Annotated in this window: 11 protein-coding genes; all 11 read left to right on the top strand. The window is 58.5% G+C overall.

Features of this window, described 5'->3' with window-relative positions:
- The first annotated feature begins 19 nt into the window (after positions 1-19).
- The 11 genes from ACNFBT_RS18065 to dctD all read left to right on the top strand — a co-directional run bounded on the left by ACNFBT_RS18065 (position 20) and on the right by dctD (position 16828).
- Entirely contained in the window at positions 20-847 is an 828-nt protein-coding gene (locus tag ACNFBT_RS18065; protein WP_416751618.1) for an ABC transporter permease, read from the top strand.
- Positions 837-2168: an ABC transporter ATP-binding protein gene (locus ACNFBT_RS18060; protein WP_416751616.1), complete on the top strand. Its 1332-nt coding sequence runs from the start codon at positions 837-839 to the stop codon at positions 2166-2168. The genes ACNFBT_RS18065 and ACNFBT_RS18060 overlap by 11 nt, the downstream gene beginning before the upstream one ends.
- A complete protein-coding gene (locus ACNFBT_RS18055; RefSeq protein WP_416751614.1) occupies positions 2165-4261 on the top strand; it encodes a glycosyltransferase in 2097 nt (698 codons plus the stop codon). The genes ACNFBT_RS18060 and ACNFBT_RS18055 overlap by 4 nt, the downstream gene beginning before the upstream one ends.
- Before the next feature lie 23 nt (positions 4262-4284).
- Entirely contained in the window at positions 4285-6180 is a 1896-nt protein-coding gene (locus ACNFBT_RS18050; RefSeq protein ID WP_416751612.1) for a polysaccharide pyruvyl transferase family protein, read from the top strand.
- A gap of 116 nt (positions 6181-6296) precedes the next feature.
- Positions 6297-9626, top strand: a complete 3330-nt coding sequence (locus ACNFBT_RS18045) for a glycosyltransferase (protein ID WP_416751610.1) — start codon at positions 6297-6299, stop codon at positions 9624-9626.
- 433 nt (positions 9627-10059) lie between these two features.
- Positions 10060-11118: a dTDP-glucose 4,6-dehydratase gene (gene rfbB / locus ACNFBT_RS18040; protein ID WP_416751608.1), complete on the top strand. Its 1059-nt coding sequence runs from the start codon at positions 10060-10062 to the stop codon at positions 11116-11118.
- Positions 11115-12023, top strand: a complete 909-nt coding sequence (gene rfbD / locus ACNFBT_RS18035; protein WP_416751607.1) for a dTDP-4-dehydrorhamnose reductase — start codon at positions 11115-11117, stop codon at positions 12021-12023. Before rfbB ends, rfbD begins: the two co-directional genes overlap by 4 nt.
- On the top strand, positions 12020-12901 hold the full coding sequence (gene rfbA, locus ACNFBT_RS18030; protein WP_416751605.1) for a glucose-1-phosphate thymidylyltransferase RfbA: 882 nt from the start codon (positions 12020-12022) through the stop codon (positions 12899-12901). Before rfbD ends, rfbA begins: the two co-directional genes overlap by 4 nt.
- Positions 12901-13446 (top strand): dTDP-4-dehydrorhamnose 3,5-epimerase, encoded by a 546-nt coding sequence (gene rfbC, locus ACNFBT_RS18025; protein ID WP_416751603.1) that lies wholly within the window; start codon positions 12901-12903, stop codon positions 13444-13446. Before rfbA ends, rfbC begins: the two co-directional genes overlap by 1 nt.
- Before the next feature lie 236 nt (positions 13447-13682).
- Complete coding sequence (locus ACNFBT_RS18020; RefSeq protein ID WP_416751736.1) at positions 13683-15440, top strand: sensor histidine kinase; 1758 nt, start codon at positions 13683-13685, stop codon at positions 15438-15440.
- Positions 15437-16828 carry a two-component system response regulator DctD gene (gene dctD / locus ACNFBT_RS18015; RefSeq protein ID WP_416751601.1) on the top strand — a complete coding sequence of 464 codons (1392 nt, stop codon included), beginning with the start codon at positions 15437-15439 and terminating at the stop codon, positions 16826-16828. The genes ACNFBT_RS18020 and dctD overlap by 4 nt, the downstream gene beginning before the upstream one ends.
- Positions 16829-17089: the final 261 nt, after the last annotated feature.

Below are 17089 nucleotides of genomic sequence, written 5' to 3'. Positions count from 1 at the left end.
AACAAACAAAGGAACACACATGAATCCACACGCAACTCGATCAGTATCGCCATTAGCATTTTGGCGATCGATCCTGACTCACCGAAGTTTGATATTCAATCTGGTCAAGCGCGACGTGGTAGGGAAGTACCGAGGATCGGCCATGGGGCTTCTTTGGTCATTCTTCAACCCGGTACTGATGCTGACCGTTTACACATTCGTATTCAGTGTTGTTTTCAAGGCTCGCTGGCAGGGGGGCTCTGGCTCGAAGGTCGAGTTTGCCTTGGTACTGTTTGCCGGACTTCTCATATTCAATTTATTTTCCGAAGTCATCAACAGGGCGCCAAACCTTATTCTGAATAACGCAAACTATGTGAAGAAGGTAATATTCCCACTGGAGATATTGCCAATCATCGCATTGGGCGCAGCCTTATTTCACATGGTGATCAGCCTGCTCGTATGGCTCGGATTCTATATCATCTTCTTCGGCATACCACCCGCGACCATACTGATTCTCCCCCTGATCATGGTCCCCCTATGCCTGCAGATACTGGGACTGTCATGGCTTCTTGCATCGCTGGGTGTCTACCTGCGAGACGTAGGCCAGTTCATTGGTGTAGTCACAACGGTTTTGATGTTCCTGTCTCCGATCTTTTACCCCATTGGAGCATTACCCGCAGAATATCAATGGTTCATGCATCTCAACCCGCTGACCTACATCGTTGAAGATGCTCGCAATCTCATGCTCTGGAATCGAGCCCTTGACTGGTTCAGCTGGGCCAACTGGAGTGCAGTGTCGCTCGTCTTCGCCTGGCTCGGATTTATCTGGTTCCAGAAAACACGAAAAGGTTTTGCCGATGTCCTCTGACTTCTCTATCCGTGTTCAAAATCTGGGGAAGTGCTACCAGATATATGAGAAACCTCATCATCGACTGCTGCAGATGCTCTTGGGGCGTTTTGGAAAGAGCTATTTCAAAGAATTCTGGGCAATCAGGGATGTTTCGTTCTCCATCCCCAGAGGAAAGGTCATTGGCATTCTGGGCAAGAATGGGGCTGGCAAATCAACACTTCTGCAGATTATATGCGCGACGCTTTCACCAAGTCATGGCGATGTCGAGGTCAACGGTAGAGTAGCTGCACTGCTGGAGTTGGGATCCGGCTTCAACCCTGAATTCACCGGCATCGAGAATATCTACCTGAATGGTCAGATTCTTGGACTTTCTCCGGAGGAGGTCAGCAGAAAGCTCGATGACATTCTCGCCTTTGCCGATATCGGTGATTTTGTCCACCAGCCCGTCAAGACTTATTCCAGCGGCATGTTCGCGCGACTGGCCTTCTCAGTGGCCGTCAACGTGGAACCGGACATCCTTATCGTGGACGAGGCATTGAGTGTGGGGGACGCATGGTTCCAGCACAAAAGCATGGCCAGAATGCGCACCCTGATGGAAAGCGGCTGCACCGTTCTTTTCGTGAGCCACTCCATCGAAGCCGTACGTGCCCTTTGTGACGAAGCCGTCTGGCTCGAGAAAGGAACCATCAAGATGCAAGGCGGAGTCACTGAGGTGACCAACGCCTATATGAATGACGTGTTCATCGAGCATAACCGGATCACATTGCAATCTGCCCAGCACCATGAAGTCCCAGAGACTCCCGAGATGCAGGTACCCGACTCTCCGGAGCACGTTGAACATGCTGCGACGGCCGAGACGACTGAAAACGCCACCACGCCCACTGCCCTGGATGGTGGATCCGTTCTATCGGTACTCACCAAGCAAGTCAGAAACTCACAGGGCCAGATAACCGACTACCTGCAGCAAGGAGAGCGGTTCGCCCTGGAGTTTGATCTGGAGGCGCATCAAGCGGTCCGGAATATCAGCGTCGGATTCCTGATCAAGGATCAGTTCGGCCAGGAACTGACCGGGGAAAGCTATTTCAATACCCATCGCCAAAGCCTCAACCTCGCTGCCGGTCAGAAGGTGCGCTTCACCTTCATGTCGAGCATGTTGTTGCGGGGAGGGCAGTCCTATTCGGTTGCCCTCCGGATAAATCAGGTCAGCAAGTGGGATCGTAGCGACAATGTGGTGGTGTTTGCCGATGAACTAGCCATGGTGTTCGATGTGCTCACCGACAATGAGAATCCCATGTGGTTTAAATTTAAAATGCCATTCGAAGTGACATACCAAGGATGAAAATGGACGTTAGCATTGTTTTGAATATTCATAGGGAATCTCTTTACCTGAGGCCCACGCTTTATTCATTGGATGCCTGTGCTAGCGAGGCGGCCCGACATGGAATCACCGTCGAGTTGGTAGTCGTATTCGATCGAAGCGACGCGGCGACCTTGGCTGTATTTCAGTCAACACCGCTCAAAAGCTTTACAGCGATCAAGACGACTGAAGTCGACGTAGGCTCGCTAGGCCTAGCACGCAATGCCGGCGTAGCATTGGCCGACGGGGAATTTGTCTGGACTGCCGATGCGGATGATCTGGCTGCACGCAACGCCATCGTCCAACTCGTACAGACAGCGCGCAAACACCCTGACAAGAACGTCGCGGTCTTTATCGAATATCTCGCTGCATTCGGCAGCCACTATCATGTTGCGCGCTATTTTGGCTCAGAGTGGCTGACTGCGGCAGACTTTGCTTTCCAGCACCCCTATGTATCCCGGATATTTGTAAGAACCTCCGTATTTAAAGAGTTGCGCTACCTTGATCTCAAGGTCACAACTGGGTTTGCCTATGAGGACTGGGATTTCAATTGCCGCTTGCTCGCCGCCGGTTTCACCTTCCTAGTTGCTCCCGGCACGGTATTTTTCTACCGACAGCGAGGGGATAGCCTCCTTAAGCAGGCCAACGCGGTTTCCGCGCGACTGATTCCGCACTTACCGCTGTTTGAGCCGTCGTACTTCCGCGACTTTATGGTAAGAGCACGGGATGAGCACCCCGCTTGGGAATCCTTCTTGCGTGAACGCCAATACCTCCATGGGAGAAATTTTGCGCAAGAATTGCTGGCCCTGGAAGGGATGGCAAGGGATATAGCAGAAGCGGCTGCACTCGACCCGGAAATTGAGCCGCAACGCATAGAGAGCGCGCCTAGCTATTGCCCCGTTCCGTGGGATGGACAGCATTGGGGATTTCGACTTGAAAGGCTGTACGGACTGCTCGGCCCCCGGCCTTTCACCGACGTAGTGCTCCTGCCATGGCTCAAGCCTGGCGGTGCGGAAAAATATATTCTTCAAATACTGGAAAACCTACAGAGCCAAGGTATCTCTAAACGGATACTGGTTCTGACAGGGCAGGCTGCGAGCAAGCACGAATGGGCCTCTTTACTACCTAAAGGCAGTGTGTTCGTCGACCTGTTCAACAGCTTCCCCTCATTGAATGATGCGGACAGAAACGCTCTTGCTGTTCGCGCCATCCTTGCAACCGTCACCCAGGACGCTCGCCTGCACCTTAAGGCAAGTGAGTTCGCTCACAACTTAATGGATAGCTATGGCCCAGCACTGTCTGTCAGACTGGAGACTATCTATTATCGTTTCTGTGACGACAACCATAGTTGGCGCGACTATCGCGTCCCGAGTGCCTGGGGTGCAAAATTCTTGCGCCGAAACATCGCTTTCATTGACAAGCTTGTTTCAGATTGTCAATCCATAAGACTAAAAGACTCTGAGTTCCTCGGACAGCAAGACTCCAAATATCATGTGATTTATGCGCGCTGCAACAGCTCACGCGAACTCTCTACCAACATCGAAAAGCCTCGCATGCGCTTGTTATGGGCATCGCGGGTTTCCACACAGAAACGACCGGACCTGATGCGCTTGGCAGCGGAAGCATTGCGTCGAAGCATGCCTGACCTGTGCATTGATGTTTATGGGCATATCGAACCCCCTTACAGCCCGGCGCTTTTTGATGTCCTGGGACTGACCTGGAAGGGCGAGTTCTCAAAATTCGCCGATCTTCCTATCGATCAATACGACGCACTTCTCTACACGAGCGCGTTCGACGGCTTGCCAAATATCATCCTGGAAGCTATGGGAGCGGGACTTCCAGTCATTGCTCCGGACATAGGAGGAATTTCCGAAGCTGTTTTAGATGGAAAGACAGGCTACTTGGTTCCTAACCTGGTCGATGAAGCCGCCTTGGTAGGGGCTTATGTAGAGACCGTGAAACGCATGTATGATCGATGGTCCCTGATTTCCTCCGTACGAGAAAATGCACGTGCGCTTATACAAGAGAGACATGGGGAACATGAGTTCTTCCAGAGAGTCTCCGAGGTTTTTTGAAATTTAACGGCGTAAAAATAACTATGAGCAATCTCTACCTTTATGCAGATGAGTCCAGCCTGAGTGTTCTAAAAAATACGCAACAGAAGATCATACTGATTGGTGGCGACTTTGGCTATGGCAACTTTGGCGACGTGCTGCAACATCTGAACACCATTCGCCTAGCCAAAGAGACGGAGCGATACGCCACTATTTCAGTCATGGCGGCAAATTCCATCGGGTTTCCCAGCTTTCCCCAATGGGCCAGATCGGCATATGGCGCTGACGCTATAATCTATATTGCCGACTACCCCCTCGTTCTCGACGAAAACTCTCCAAAACTGAGTCCGGTTGGCGAAATTCGGAATCTTTCCGCCGTTCATCTCTATGGAGGCGGGCACCTCAACAACATGTGGGGGGACTTTGTCCTTTCGGTTGCCAGTTACTTCCTTCGCCTGACACCTGGAATAGGGTACTTCGTCTCGGGGCAACAAGTGACGACCCCCTATCAGGAGAAGGTTGCTCAACATATCAAGGAATTTTCGCCAACGCTCTTTGGTGTGAGGGACGAACTTTCGCGACAATGGTTGATGGAAGCGGGCTTCGAACCTCATTACTCCTTTGATGATGCGACCGAAGCACTACAGGATCTTGCCCAACGCACCCGATTGAAGCGCGGCGACGGCCTGCTATTGCATCTTAATGCGTCGGACTACACCGCTAATCTATCCCTACAGGCTGAACTGAGCGCTCTGCAGGCCACGACTCCCGCTAAGGAACAAATTACAATATTCCAGGCGTTCCGGGACAAACGCCAAGAGGTTGTCGACACCTTCGAAACGATCAAGAGACTCGACGCTCAATTCCCGTTTTATGACGCACGATTTATTGATCTAGTTGGGCTGATTTTTGCGAATCCGGCTGATCGCGATCAGCCAAAAATAACTGGCCAGGTCGGTTACTCCTGCTCCTACCATGTAGCGCTCTGGTTACAGCTCGCGGGCATTCCGTGCTGGTTACGCAGCAGCAATTCCTTTTACGATCAGAAATCGAAAGCCCTGCAAGTCACACAAAGCCTGGAAGACTTCATACAGGCTCCCAAACTTGCGGATCACGGATTTAATCTGGAAAGACGTGCCAGTTGGCGCACTCTGCTGTTGCGCGAACTAATCAACCATCCTGAAGTCAATAACCTGTGCTTGATTCCCGGCAACCCGGACGGACCCGCACCCTGGCCATTTTTCTTCAAGGGAACACCGACGCTGGAGGACAGGCTTGCCGACGCCCTACGGGACATCGACTGGCATCGTCAATGCGCAGATAACAAGGCAGACGAACTTTCTGCAACGAAAGTTCGGCAGGAGGACCTCGTCAGAGAAGTTGATACCCTTTCTGCACGACTCAATGAACTCGACCGTGCAAGTCAGCTTCAATTTCAACGCGCAGAAACGGCGGAGAATGCGCTAGTTGAGGCTCAGTTCGAGAGCGATGCTCTGGCAGGGCAAATCGGCGCACTCAACCAGCAGGTCACCGAGCTTGGAAACGAAGTGCATCAGCAACGTACGCGTGCGAGTGTCGCCGAAAACCAATTCGCTGAAGCCCGCGCCGAAAACGATATTCTAACCGGACAAATCGATGCGCTTATTTCACAGATTACTGAAATCGGGCATCACGCACATTTGCAACACGCAGATATCAAGTCGGTCCAAACTCGACTTAGTTCAGCGGAAGGGACGCTGGCCGAGATATATCGCAGCCGCTCGTGGCGACTCACGCGCCCCTTGAGAGGGATGACTCGCTTCGTCCGCTCCGGCCATTTCGACTCTCATGGCAAAGTCGGAATTTTTGCGATGACACAGCGTTTGGCGCGCCGCCTACCGATACCAGAAAAAATTAGATCCAGTATCGGTCGTTTTCTACAACGATTTCGGCGGAAGTGATTCCTGTGCCTGTGAATCTGATCTATTTCTCAAGTTGTGAGTGAAAGGTTGAATTGATGCGGTTTCTATCGCCAAAGCTTTATGCAGTCGCCCGGAGGGTTTATCACCAATTACCCTTGCCGCAAACCATCAAGTGGCGTTTAAGGGAGCGGCTTACTCCACTGCTGCAGGCGATCAATTCGGCCTCCACTCCGCGAGCTTTCGCCCAGGCATTGGGGGCTGTATTGCTCCCTACCGAGAATCGGGGAGCACTCAAGAGCGATACGGTGCGGGAAGTCGCTCTGGCGAACATCCTGCAATCGATCAGCAGGCACGCTCAACAATATGGCCCACCCGACAACTGGATCGCTTTGCCGTTCCTGGCGACCGGTGGGGCGGAAATGGTGGCCATGAACCTGTGCCGCGCATTGCGCCAGCTTCGCCCTGACCAGTCCGTTGTCCTGCTGCTTACCGACCGCAAGCTCATCAGTGACCGCATGGTGATACCCGATGGGGTGCACCTTGTAGTGTTCGACGACTACCTGGCCGATGACTTGAGCCATGCCCGCAAACAAGCCCTGCTGCGGGAATTGCTGCTGGCTGCTCAACCTGGGTGTTTCCACAACATCAACAGTGAGGTGGCCTGGCACCTGATTCTGGCCGAGGGCGAGCGCCTGAAGCGATTCACGCGGATCTTCGCCAGCATTTTTGCTTTCCAGTTCACGCCCGACGGCCAACAGAAGATCGGTTACGCGGCTTATTTCCTGAAAAAGGGCATGCCTCATCTCGCGGGCCTTCTTTCGGATAATCAGCGCTTCATTGACGATGCCATTCGGGAGTACGAGCTGCCCGACGAGGAGCAGGCACGAATGGCCGCGCTGTACCAGCCCTGCCGACTGCTTCACGGCGCAGGGCTGGAGCTGGGCCATCAGCGTCTCGCGCGACGTCAGCGCCATTGGCGGGAGGAGTCCGGCCAGAGAAAGGAACGTCCCCAGATTCTCTGGGCCGGAAGACTCGATGCTGAGAAACGGGTCGACCTGTTCCTGGATGTGGTGCGCCGTTGCACCTTCGCCGACTTTCGCGTTTTCGGCCAGGTGGTGCTTGAGAGCGGAGCCGCGCTTCCGACGTTGCCCAACCTGAGTTACGAAGGCCCCTTCTCGTCCCCACTGGAATGGCTGGAGCGCTTCGACTTCGATGCCTTCGTATTCACCTCCCGTTGGGAGGGGATGCCCAACATACTTATCGAAGTGGGTGCATTGGGCATTCCTGTAATTGCCCCGACAGTGGGCGGGGTGGGCGAGTTGGTGTCTACAGAGACCGGCTACCCGCTGCCGGAACGCCCTGGCGTCAGCGACTACGAGCAGGCCCTGCGGGCCCTGAGTGACGCGCCCCAGGAGGCCGAAGCCCGTGCGGCCCGGATGCTGGAGCGGGTACTGACGCGCCATGGCTGGGACAGTTTCGTCAGCGCGCTGAATGACGTACCAGGGTACGTGGGCGAGTCGTCTCCCCTGGCAGCCCGTGCTCCGGCGGAGCAGGCTGTGGCCAGCGAAAGCGCACCGCTCGTCTCTGTGGTAATCCCTTGCTACAACCAGGCACGCTACCTGCCGGAGTCGGTTGCTTCGGTACTTGCCGCGTCACGTCACTCGCTGGAAATCATCGTGGTTGATGACGGCAGTACCGATCCGAAAACTGATCGGCTTCTCGCCGAAGCTGAACGGATGGCGCCAGGCGTGGTGCGCATTCATCGGCAAGCCAACCAGGGGCTATCCGGGGCGCGCAACAGCGGCATCGCTATGGCTCGGGGACAGTTCATCCAGCTGCTGGATGCGGACGATCTGCTGACTCCCGGCAAGATCGATGCTCAAGTCGCGCAGTTGCAGGTGAGTCCGCACCTGGATGTCTCGGTCTGCAACTTCTTGCTGTGCGACGAGTCCCGCACCATCTTCTCGAAGGCCGGCGAAGCCATTGCACAGTTCGACCTGAGCGAACAGGATTTCCTGTACCACTGGGAGCGTGGTTTCTCCGTCCCCATCCATTGCGGCCTGTTCCGGCGCAAGGTGTTCGGCGATGTGCCTTTCGACACGCACGCCCGGGCCAAAGAGGATTGGCTGTTCTGGACGTCACTGGCCATGGCCGGAACGCGCTTTGGCTACATTCATGGCCATTGGGCCATGTACCGCCAACACGAAGGCAGCATGCGACGTTCGTACGTCAACATGGGACGATCCTGGCTACAGGCCGGGCTCAAGATCGATGGCATGCTTGCAGGGCGCGAGCCGTTGTTCTTCGAATCAGTGGTCTCGTGGTTCGAGCAGTGCTATCGAGCACATCCGACCTACAGACAGGAGATCGCGGCGATCCACGCCCGCCCAGACCAGCAGAAGATGGAGGCGAAGCCGCTTGCCGCACCGATATCTGTCGACCCTCAGCAGATTCTTCGCCAACTGGAAGTGCTTCCCAGGGATGCAGAGGCTCCGCTGATTTCAGTTGTGATCCCCATCTATGGCCATTACCAGTACCTGCCAGGCTGCCTCGCGTCGCTGGCCAAGCAGGGCGATGTTTCGATGGAGATCGTTTGCGTGGACGATGCGTCGCCGGACCCGCGCGTAACCGACTTGCTGAATGCGCTGATGGCCCGCCATTCACGTCTACGGATTCAAATCCAACCCAGCAACGGCGGGATCAGCCAAACGCAAAACGTGGCCGTCGACCTGGCGCGCGGTGAGTTCGTGGCATTCCTCGATTGCGATGACGAGTTGGAGCCCGGCGCCCTGGCAGCAGTGCGCGATTGCTTGCAGGCGCATCCGGAAGTGGACTATGTCTTCACCGACCGCACAGACGTGGACGAGAAGGGGCAGCCTGTTCGCGTGGCTCGTTATGGCGGCTATGCCAATCTGCACTTCTCGACGCAGGAGCGCATCCGTACTGACCTGCTCGATGGCATGGTGGCTTCGCATCTGAAGGTCATCCGCCGTTCCGTGTACCAGAAGGTCCGTGGCAGCAATTCGGAGTTTTCAGGTGTGCAGGATTGGGATCTCGCGCTGAAGATCGCCGAAGAACACCGGATTCACTATCTGGATAAGCCCCTGTATCGACATCGCGTACATTCTGGCTCGGTCACCCAAGGCGATGCCGTTGCGCAATTCAGGAAAACCAACCTGGTTCGCCGTCGTTACTCCACTCGCTGGCTCAGGAATGGAGCGGATAACTTCAAGTGGAAAGACTACAGGACGTTCACAGGACGGGATTTCCCCTTGTCCCTCAGCTCGCTCAAGACCTGCTGGGAAAATGGATTGTATTGCGTGCTGGACTGCCAAGGTGCTGATCCGCAGGTAATACATTTCCTGAGAGAATTCAATTCCTACTTCGACGGAATTGTATGGAATGACCCTCGCCTGCCTGTTGCGTTGTACGGCTATCTCTGGGATGACTCAATTCTAGTCAGTGCCGAATCGAGAAAGGGTTGAGCCTGGTAGTCAGCTTTAAATTTCGCGCCGCCCGGATTGGCGGCTTGAGGCGCTGGCGATTTTTTGTGTCTAGATACCAGACTTCGCCTGACTGGCCATCACGGGGCTATGGCGCACCCCCTTCCGCCCCTAAATGCCCGAACGGGTCTTGGTTCACTGCTCACTCCCCCGCCCATTTTCCACTGTTTGTCGCTTGTCACTTGTCGCGTGACGGCGGAGTACTGGCGCTCCCTTGCGTAATGCAGGCATAGCCTGAAGCACAGCCCTAAGCGATCTAAAATACCTTGGATAAGACGGCGAATGACCCAGCGGTAGCCCATCAAAATTGCGTTTCTGCTAATCGCTACCACTCTCGCCGAGAACACACCCATTCTCTTGCCGACAACCCCAGTCCCAAGCTTCCTCCAGACGATTTAATGAGGGCCAAGACAACATGACTATTCTTGTCACCGGCAGTGCCGGCTTCATCGGCGCCAACTTCGTGCTCGACTGGCTGGCCGGCCATGACGAAAAGGTCATCAGCCTCGACAAACTGACCTACGCCGGCAACCTCCAGAATCTGGCCAGCCTGAACGGCGACGAACGACATGCATTCGTGCAGGGCGACATCGGAGACGGCGAACTGGTCACGAGCCTGCTGGCCAGGTACCAGCCGCGCGCCGTGCTGAACTTTGCAGCGGAATCCCATGTGGACCGTTCCATCCATGGCCCGGAAGACTTCATCCAGACCAACATCGTGGGCACATTCCGCCTGCTGGAAGCGGTCCGAGCGTACTGGAATGCCCTGCAAGACGAGGACAAGGCGCGCTTCCGCTTCCTCCATGTGTCCACCGATGAAGTCTACGGATCGCTGGATGTCGGCGAGCCGGCCTTCCGCGAAAGCAACAGGTACGAGCCCAACAGCCCCTACTCGGCATCCAAGGCTGCATCCGACCACCTGGTTCGCGCCTATCATCACACTTATGGGTTGCCGGTACTGACGACAAACTGTTCAAACAATTACGGCCCCTACCACTTCCCCGAGAAGCTGATCCCTCTGGTCATCCACAATGCCCTGGCCGGCAAGGCTCTGCCGATTTATGGCGACGGCCAGCAGATTCGCGACTGGCTGTACGTGAAAGACCACTGCGCGGCCATACGGCGAGTACTGGAAGCCGGCCAACTGGGCGAGACCTACAATGTTGGAGGCTGGAACGAGAAGGCCAATCTCGAGGTGGTCCACACGCTCTGCGACATCCTCGATCAGGAAAAGCCTCGGGCCGATGGAAGGAGCTATCGTGAGCAGATCACCTTCGTAAAGGACCGCCCAGGCCATGATCGCCGCTATGCCATAGACGCGTCTCGCCTGGAGCGCGAACTCGGCTGGAAGCCCGCTGAAACCTTCGAGACCGGCATCCGCAAGACCGTACGCTGGTACCTGGAGCATCAGGACTGGGTGAATAACGTGACCAGCGGCGCATACCGGGAATGGGTAGGTAAGCAATACGCATGAAAAAGATTCTTCTGCTGGGTGCCAATGGGCAGGTCGGCTGGGAGCTACAACGTGCCCTGTCCCCCCTCTCACCGCTTACGATCTGCGGTCGGCAGAGCGCTGACCTGGGCGACTTGCAAGGCCTGGCAAGGCTCGTCGCTGCTGAGCGACCCAGCGTGATCGTCAACGCCGGCGCCTACACGGCAGTGGACAAGGCCGAAAGCGACATCGACAGTGCCCGCCGGATAAATGCCGAAGCACTCGCCGTCCTGGCCAACGCGGCCAACGAACTGGGGGCGTGGCTGGTGCACTACTCGACGGACTACGTCTTCGATGGCAGCGGGAGCAATCCTTTCGACGAGGACGCCGCCACTGGTCCGCTGAGTATCTACGGCCAAACCAAGCTGGAAGGCGAGCAGGCTATTCGGGACAGTGGCTGTAGCCACCTTATCTTCCGCACCAGCTGGGTATACGCATGCCGCGGCGCCAATTTCGCCAAGACCATGCTGCGTCTAGCCAAGGAGCGCGACGAACTTCGAGTGATTGCCGATCAGTTTGGCGCACCGACCAGCGCCGAACTGATCGCAGATGTCACAGCCCTGGCCTTGCAACAGCTGGCCCAGGACGCCAATCTGCGCGCCCAAGCCAGCGGTACCTATCATCTGGTGGCCAGTGGCGAAACCAGTTGGCACCGCTACGCGCAGTTCGTTATCGCCGAGGCCGTCCGCCTGGGCGTCAAGTTACGCGCGCCCCCAGAGCGCGTGACGCCAATCTCCACCAATGAGTACCCACTGCCGGCCAGACGCCCAGCCAACTCGCGCCTGGCCAACGGCAAGTTGCAACACACTTTCAACCTGGTGCTCCCCGACTGGAAGTACCACGTCCAGCGCATGATCAGAGAGCTCGTGGATCAGGGAACAGTATGAAACGCAAAGGAATCATCCTGGCCGGTGGCTCGGGCACGCGCCTGCACCCAGCGACCTTGGCCATCTCCAAACAACTGCTGCCGGTGTACGACAAGCCGATGATCTATTACCCGCTGAGCACACTGATGCTGGCGGGCATCCGCGACATTTTGATCATCTCTACGCCTCAGGACACTCCGCGCTTTGACCAACTGCTCGGCGACGGCAACCAATGGGGCCTGAACCTGCAGTATGCCGTGCAACCCTCGCCGGACGGCCTGGCCCAGGCGCTCCTGATCGGAAAGGAGTTCATCGGTGACGACCTTTGCGCTCTGGTGCTGGGCGATAACATCTACCACGGCCACCACCTGCAGGAGCTCCTGGCCAGCGCCATGCAGCAGAAAAGCGGCGCCACCGTCTTCGCATACCACGTGCATGACCCCGAACGGTACGGCGTTGTGGAGTTCGACGCAGGCGGCAAGGCCATCAGTCTGGAAGAAAAACCCACACAGCCAAAATCCAGCTATGCCGTGACAGGGCTGTATTTCTACGACCAGCGTGTCGTCGAAATCGCCAAGAGCCTCCGCCCTTCCGCGCGCGGAGAGTTGGAGATCACCGACGTCAATCGCCACTACCTGGAGCAGGGCGAACTGTCGGTAGAAATCATGGGCCGCGGCTATGCCTGGCTGGACACCGGCACCCACGAGTCGCTGCTCGACGCCAGCCAATTCATAGCCACCCTGGAGAACCGACAGGGACTCAAGGTAGCGTGCCCGGAGGAGATTGCCTTCCGCCAGGGCTGGATCAGTCCGGAAGACCTACAACGTCTGGCTGCACCGCTGTCCAAAAGCGGCTACGGTCTGTATCTCCAACACCTTTTGACGCAAACGGTCTACTGATGAAAGTCACCCCGCTGGCCATCCCCGATGTTCTAGTGATCGAACCTCAAGTCTTCGGCGACAGTCGTGGCTTCTTTCTCGAAAGCTACAACCAGCAGAAGTTCGAGCAGGCGATAGCTCGCAAGGTCGATTTCGTTCAGGACAACCATTCCCGCTCATCCCGCGGAGTGCTGCGCGGGCTGCACTACCAGATCCATCAGGCCCAGGGAAAACTGGTGCGCGTAGTCCACGGCGAGGTGTTCGACGTCGCCGTGGACATCCGCCGCAGCTCACCAACCTTCGGTCAGTGGGTCGGTCAACTCCTTAGCGAAGAGAACAAGTTGCAGATGTGGGTTCCCGAGGGATTCGCCCACGGCTTCCTGGTACTCAGCGACAGTGCTGAGTTCCTCTACAAGACCACGGACTACTGGGCCCCTGAGCACGAACGCTGCATCGCCTGGGACGATCCGGAACTGGCCATCGACTGGCCGCTCGATGGCGAGCCCACACTCTCCGGGAAGGACCGCGAAGGCCGTCGGCTGGCGGACGCCGAACTCTTCGGCTGAAAGCCCCGTGTCGATGCCCTCGCGCGAGCTCTGAGCAGAGGTGCCGGTGCTCTGGCAAAAACCAGCCACCTCTCCAGGGCACCGACACCGGGCCACCCTTCTGATACGACAAGCGAATCCGCTTGCTGCAGCCTCCCCAGCACTGATCGGTGTAGCATCCACAGCGGACACGACCCCACGCGACGTATGCCGACTTGAACCATCACCTCACCCGCTGGCGCTCGCTGGCCCTTCTCATGCTTCTGCTGGCACCGCTGCTCTGGCCCCTCCACCACCTCGCCGAGCGCTACTACAGCGAGCAGATAGGCCAGCAGAACCAGCAGACCCTCGACCTCTACGTCGCCAACCTGCTTGGCACGCTGCGCCGCTACGAGGACCTGCCGCCGATCCTCGGCGAACTGCCCACGCTGCGGGCGACGCTGCAGTCTCCCGGCGACCTGGCCCTGCAGAAGGCCGCCAACCTCGAACTGGCGCGGATTCGCGGACGCACCGGCGCCGATGTCATCTACCTGATGCAACCGGACGGCCTGACCCGCGCCGCCTCAAACTGGGACCAGCCCGACAGCTTCGTCGGCCGCAATTTCTCGTTCCGTCCCTACTACAAGGAAGCGATGCAGGGTCGCCCGGCGCGCTTCTTCGGCCTGGGCACCACCTCCAAGCGCCGTGGCTACTTCTTCGCCAGCGAGGTGCGTGACGGGGAAACGTTGCTGGGCGTGCTGGTGGTGAAGGTCGATCTGGAGCACATGGAGCAGCTGTGGGGCAATACACCCGACCAACTGCTGGTGATGGATAGCGATGGCGTGGTCATCCTCTCGTCCAACAACGCCTGGCGCTTCCATGCCAGCCGGGAGCTGTCGCCGGCCAAGCAGCGCGAGATCGCCGAGAACATTCCGTACCCGGTCCTGCATCCGCTGCCACTGAAGATCGACCAGCGCCGCTGGATCAGCCAGAGCCGCGAACTGACGGAGACCGGCTGGACCGTCAGCATCTACACCCCCCGCACTCAGGTCGACGGACCGGTGCGCAGCTTCGTGCTGATCGGCGCGGCCACCCTCATCGCACTGCTCCTGCTGCTGTCGCTGCTGACCATCAGCCGCCGCCACTACCTGGAACGCATCGAACTCGAAGCACAGGCCAAGCACGAACTGGAGCTGCGGGTGCAGGAACGCACCCAGGAACTGGAGGGCGCCAACAGCCGCTTGCAGGAAGAAGTCAGCAACCGCGAGCAGGCACAGCGCGAACTGATGCATGCCCAGGACGAAGTGGTGCAGGCCGGCAAGCTGACCGCCCTGGGCACCATGTCCGCCAGCATCAGCCACGAGCTCAACCAGCCGTTGGCGGCGATCCGCAGCTACGCCGACAACGCCCGCGTACTGCTCGATCACGAGCGCTACGACGACGCCCGCGGCAACCTGCAGCAGATCGGCGAACTGACCGGGCGCATGGCCTCGATCATCGGCCATCTCAAGGCCTATGCCCGGGGAGCGCGACGCGCGCCGGAAAACGTCGCCCTGCAACCGGCGATCAACGATGCCCTGGCGCTGGTCGCGCCGCGCCGCCAAGCGATGAACGTGGAGCTGCTGCGCGACCTGCCGGATGCGGTGATCTGGGTCCAGGCCGGTGAGACCCGGCTGCGGCAGATTCTCTCCAACCTGCTGTCCAACGCCCTCGACGCGCTCACCGAGAAGGCGCCACCGCGACGCATCTGGCTGACGGCCGAGCAGACGCCCGGGCGCATCATCCTGTCCCTGCGCGACAACGGTCCAGGTTTCTCCGAGCAGGCGCTGGCCCACGCCCGCGAGCCGTTCTTCACCACCAAGACCAGCGCCAAGGGCCTCGGCCTCGGCCTGGCCATCTGCGACACCCTGTTACGGACTCTCGGCGGGCACCTGGAATTGGGTAATCACCCCGAGGGCGGCGCTCTCGTACAATTGCACCTGTTGCCGGGCATACCCGGCGTGACTTCGACGCCGCAGGAGGAAACCCGCGCATGAGTTCCGCAGCGCCTTTCGACTCCACCACCCAGGTGCTGTTGATCGACGACGATCCGCATCTACGCCAGGCGCTGTGCCAGACCCTCGATCTGGCCGGCTTCAAGGTCGTCGCCCTGGCCGATGCGCGCCAGCTCGACACCCAACAGGCGCGTGATTGGCCCGGGGTGATCGTCAGTGATATCCGCATGCCCGGCATCGACGGCCTGCAACTGCTTGAGCAGTTGCACGCCCAGGATGCCGAGCTGCCGGTGATCCTGGTCACCGGACACGGCGACGTCCCGCTGGCGGTCAAGGCCATGCGCTCGGGCGCCTACGACTTCCTGGAAAAACCCTTCCCCAGCGATGCATTGCTCGACAGCGTACGCCGTGCCCTCGACGTACGTCGCCTGGTGCTGGAGAACCGCAGCCTGCGCCTGGCGCTGTCCGAACAGAAGGAGTTGCGTGGCCGCCTGGTCGGCCAGTCCGCCCCCATGCAGCGCCTGCAGCAGCAGGTCGCCTCGCTGGCGGCGATCCAGGCGGACGTGCTGATCCTCGGTGAGACCGGCTCCGGCAAGGAAGTGGTCGCCCGTGCCCTGCATGATCTGTCCAGCCGCCGCAACGGCCCCTTCGTCGCCATCAACGCCGGCGCACTGGCCGAATCGGTAGTGGAAAGCGAGCTGTTCGGCCATGAGCAGGGCGCCTTCACCGGTGCACAGAAACGGCGCATCGGAAAATTCGAATACGCCAATGGCGGCACGCTGTTCCTCGACGAAATCGAAAGCATGAGCCTGGATGTGCAGGTCAAGCTGCTGCGCCTTCTACAGGAGCGCACGGTAGAACGCCTGGGCTCCAACCAGCTCATCCCGCTGGATATCCGCATCATCGCAGCGACCAAGGAGGACCTGCGCCTGGCCTCCGACGAAGGCCGCTTCCGCGCCGACCTGTATTACCGCCTGAACGTCGCCAGCCTGCGCATCCCGCCGCTGCGCGAGCGCGGCGACGACATCCTGCTACTGTTCCAGCACTTCGCCGAGCGCGGTGCGCAGCGGCATGGCCTGGCAGTGCGCCCCCTGGATTCCGCACAGCGCGCACAGTTGCTCTCCCACGGCTGGCCGGGGAATGTGCGCGAACTGCAGAACGCCGCGGAACGCTATGCGCTGGGGCTGGACCTGGGGCTCGACGAGAGTGGCGGCCAGGCGGCCCCAGCCGCTGCCGGCGCGGGGCTGAACGAACAGGTCGAAGCCTTCGAGCGTTCGTTGATCGCCGCCGAGATGAGCCGTCCGCACAACTCGCTGCGCAGCCTCGCCGAAGCTCTCGGCGTGCCGCGCAAGACCCTGCACGACAAGCTGCGCAAGCACGGACTGCTGTTCTCCGGTGGCGGGAATCCCGCCGACGATGCCGAAGGCTGAGCAAGAATCCGCCTATTCGGCTGGCGATTGCGTCAGGCCAGGCCCGGAAACCGGGGGTGCGGCAGACTGGCACACCCCTTGCTGTTCATTTACCGATGCGCCCAGCGCGTTACTTCGTGCCCTATCTGCTTGCGGCACGCCCTCCGGGCCACAAACCCGGCGGTGTCCTCCGGCCTCCATGCCATCCAGCGCCTTCGGCGCCCAGCCGGGTGCAGTGACCCTGCCCCGGCCAATCCCCCCGAGGGATCCCGGCCGCCCTGC

The organism is Pseudomonas sp. NY15181, from assembly GCF_048068055.1.
Taxonomy (GTDB): Bacteria; Pseudomonadota; Gammaproteobacteria; order Pseudomonadales; family Pseudomonadaceae; genus Pseudomonas.
The sequence above is the reverse complement of the archived record's forward strand: the minus strand, read 5'-3'. Positions and strand labels throughout refer to the sequence as shown.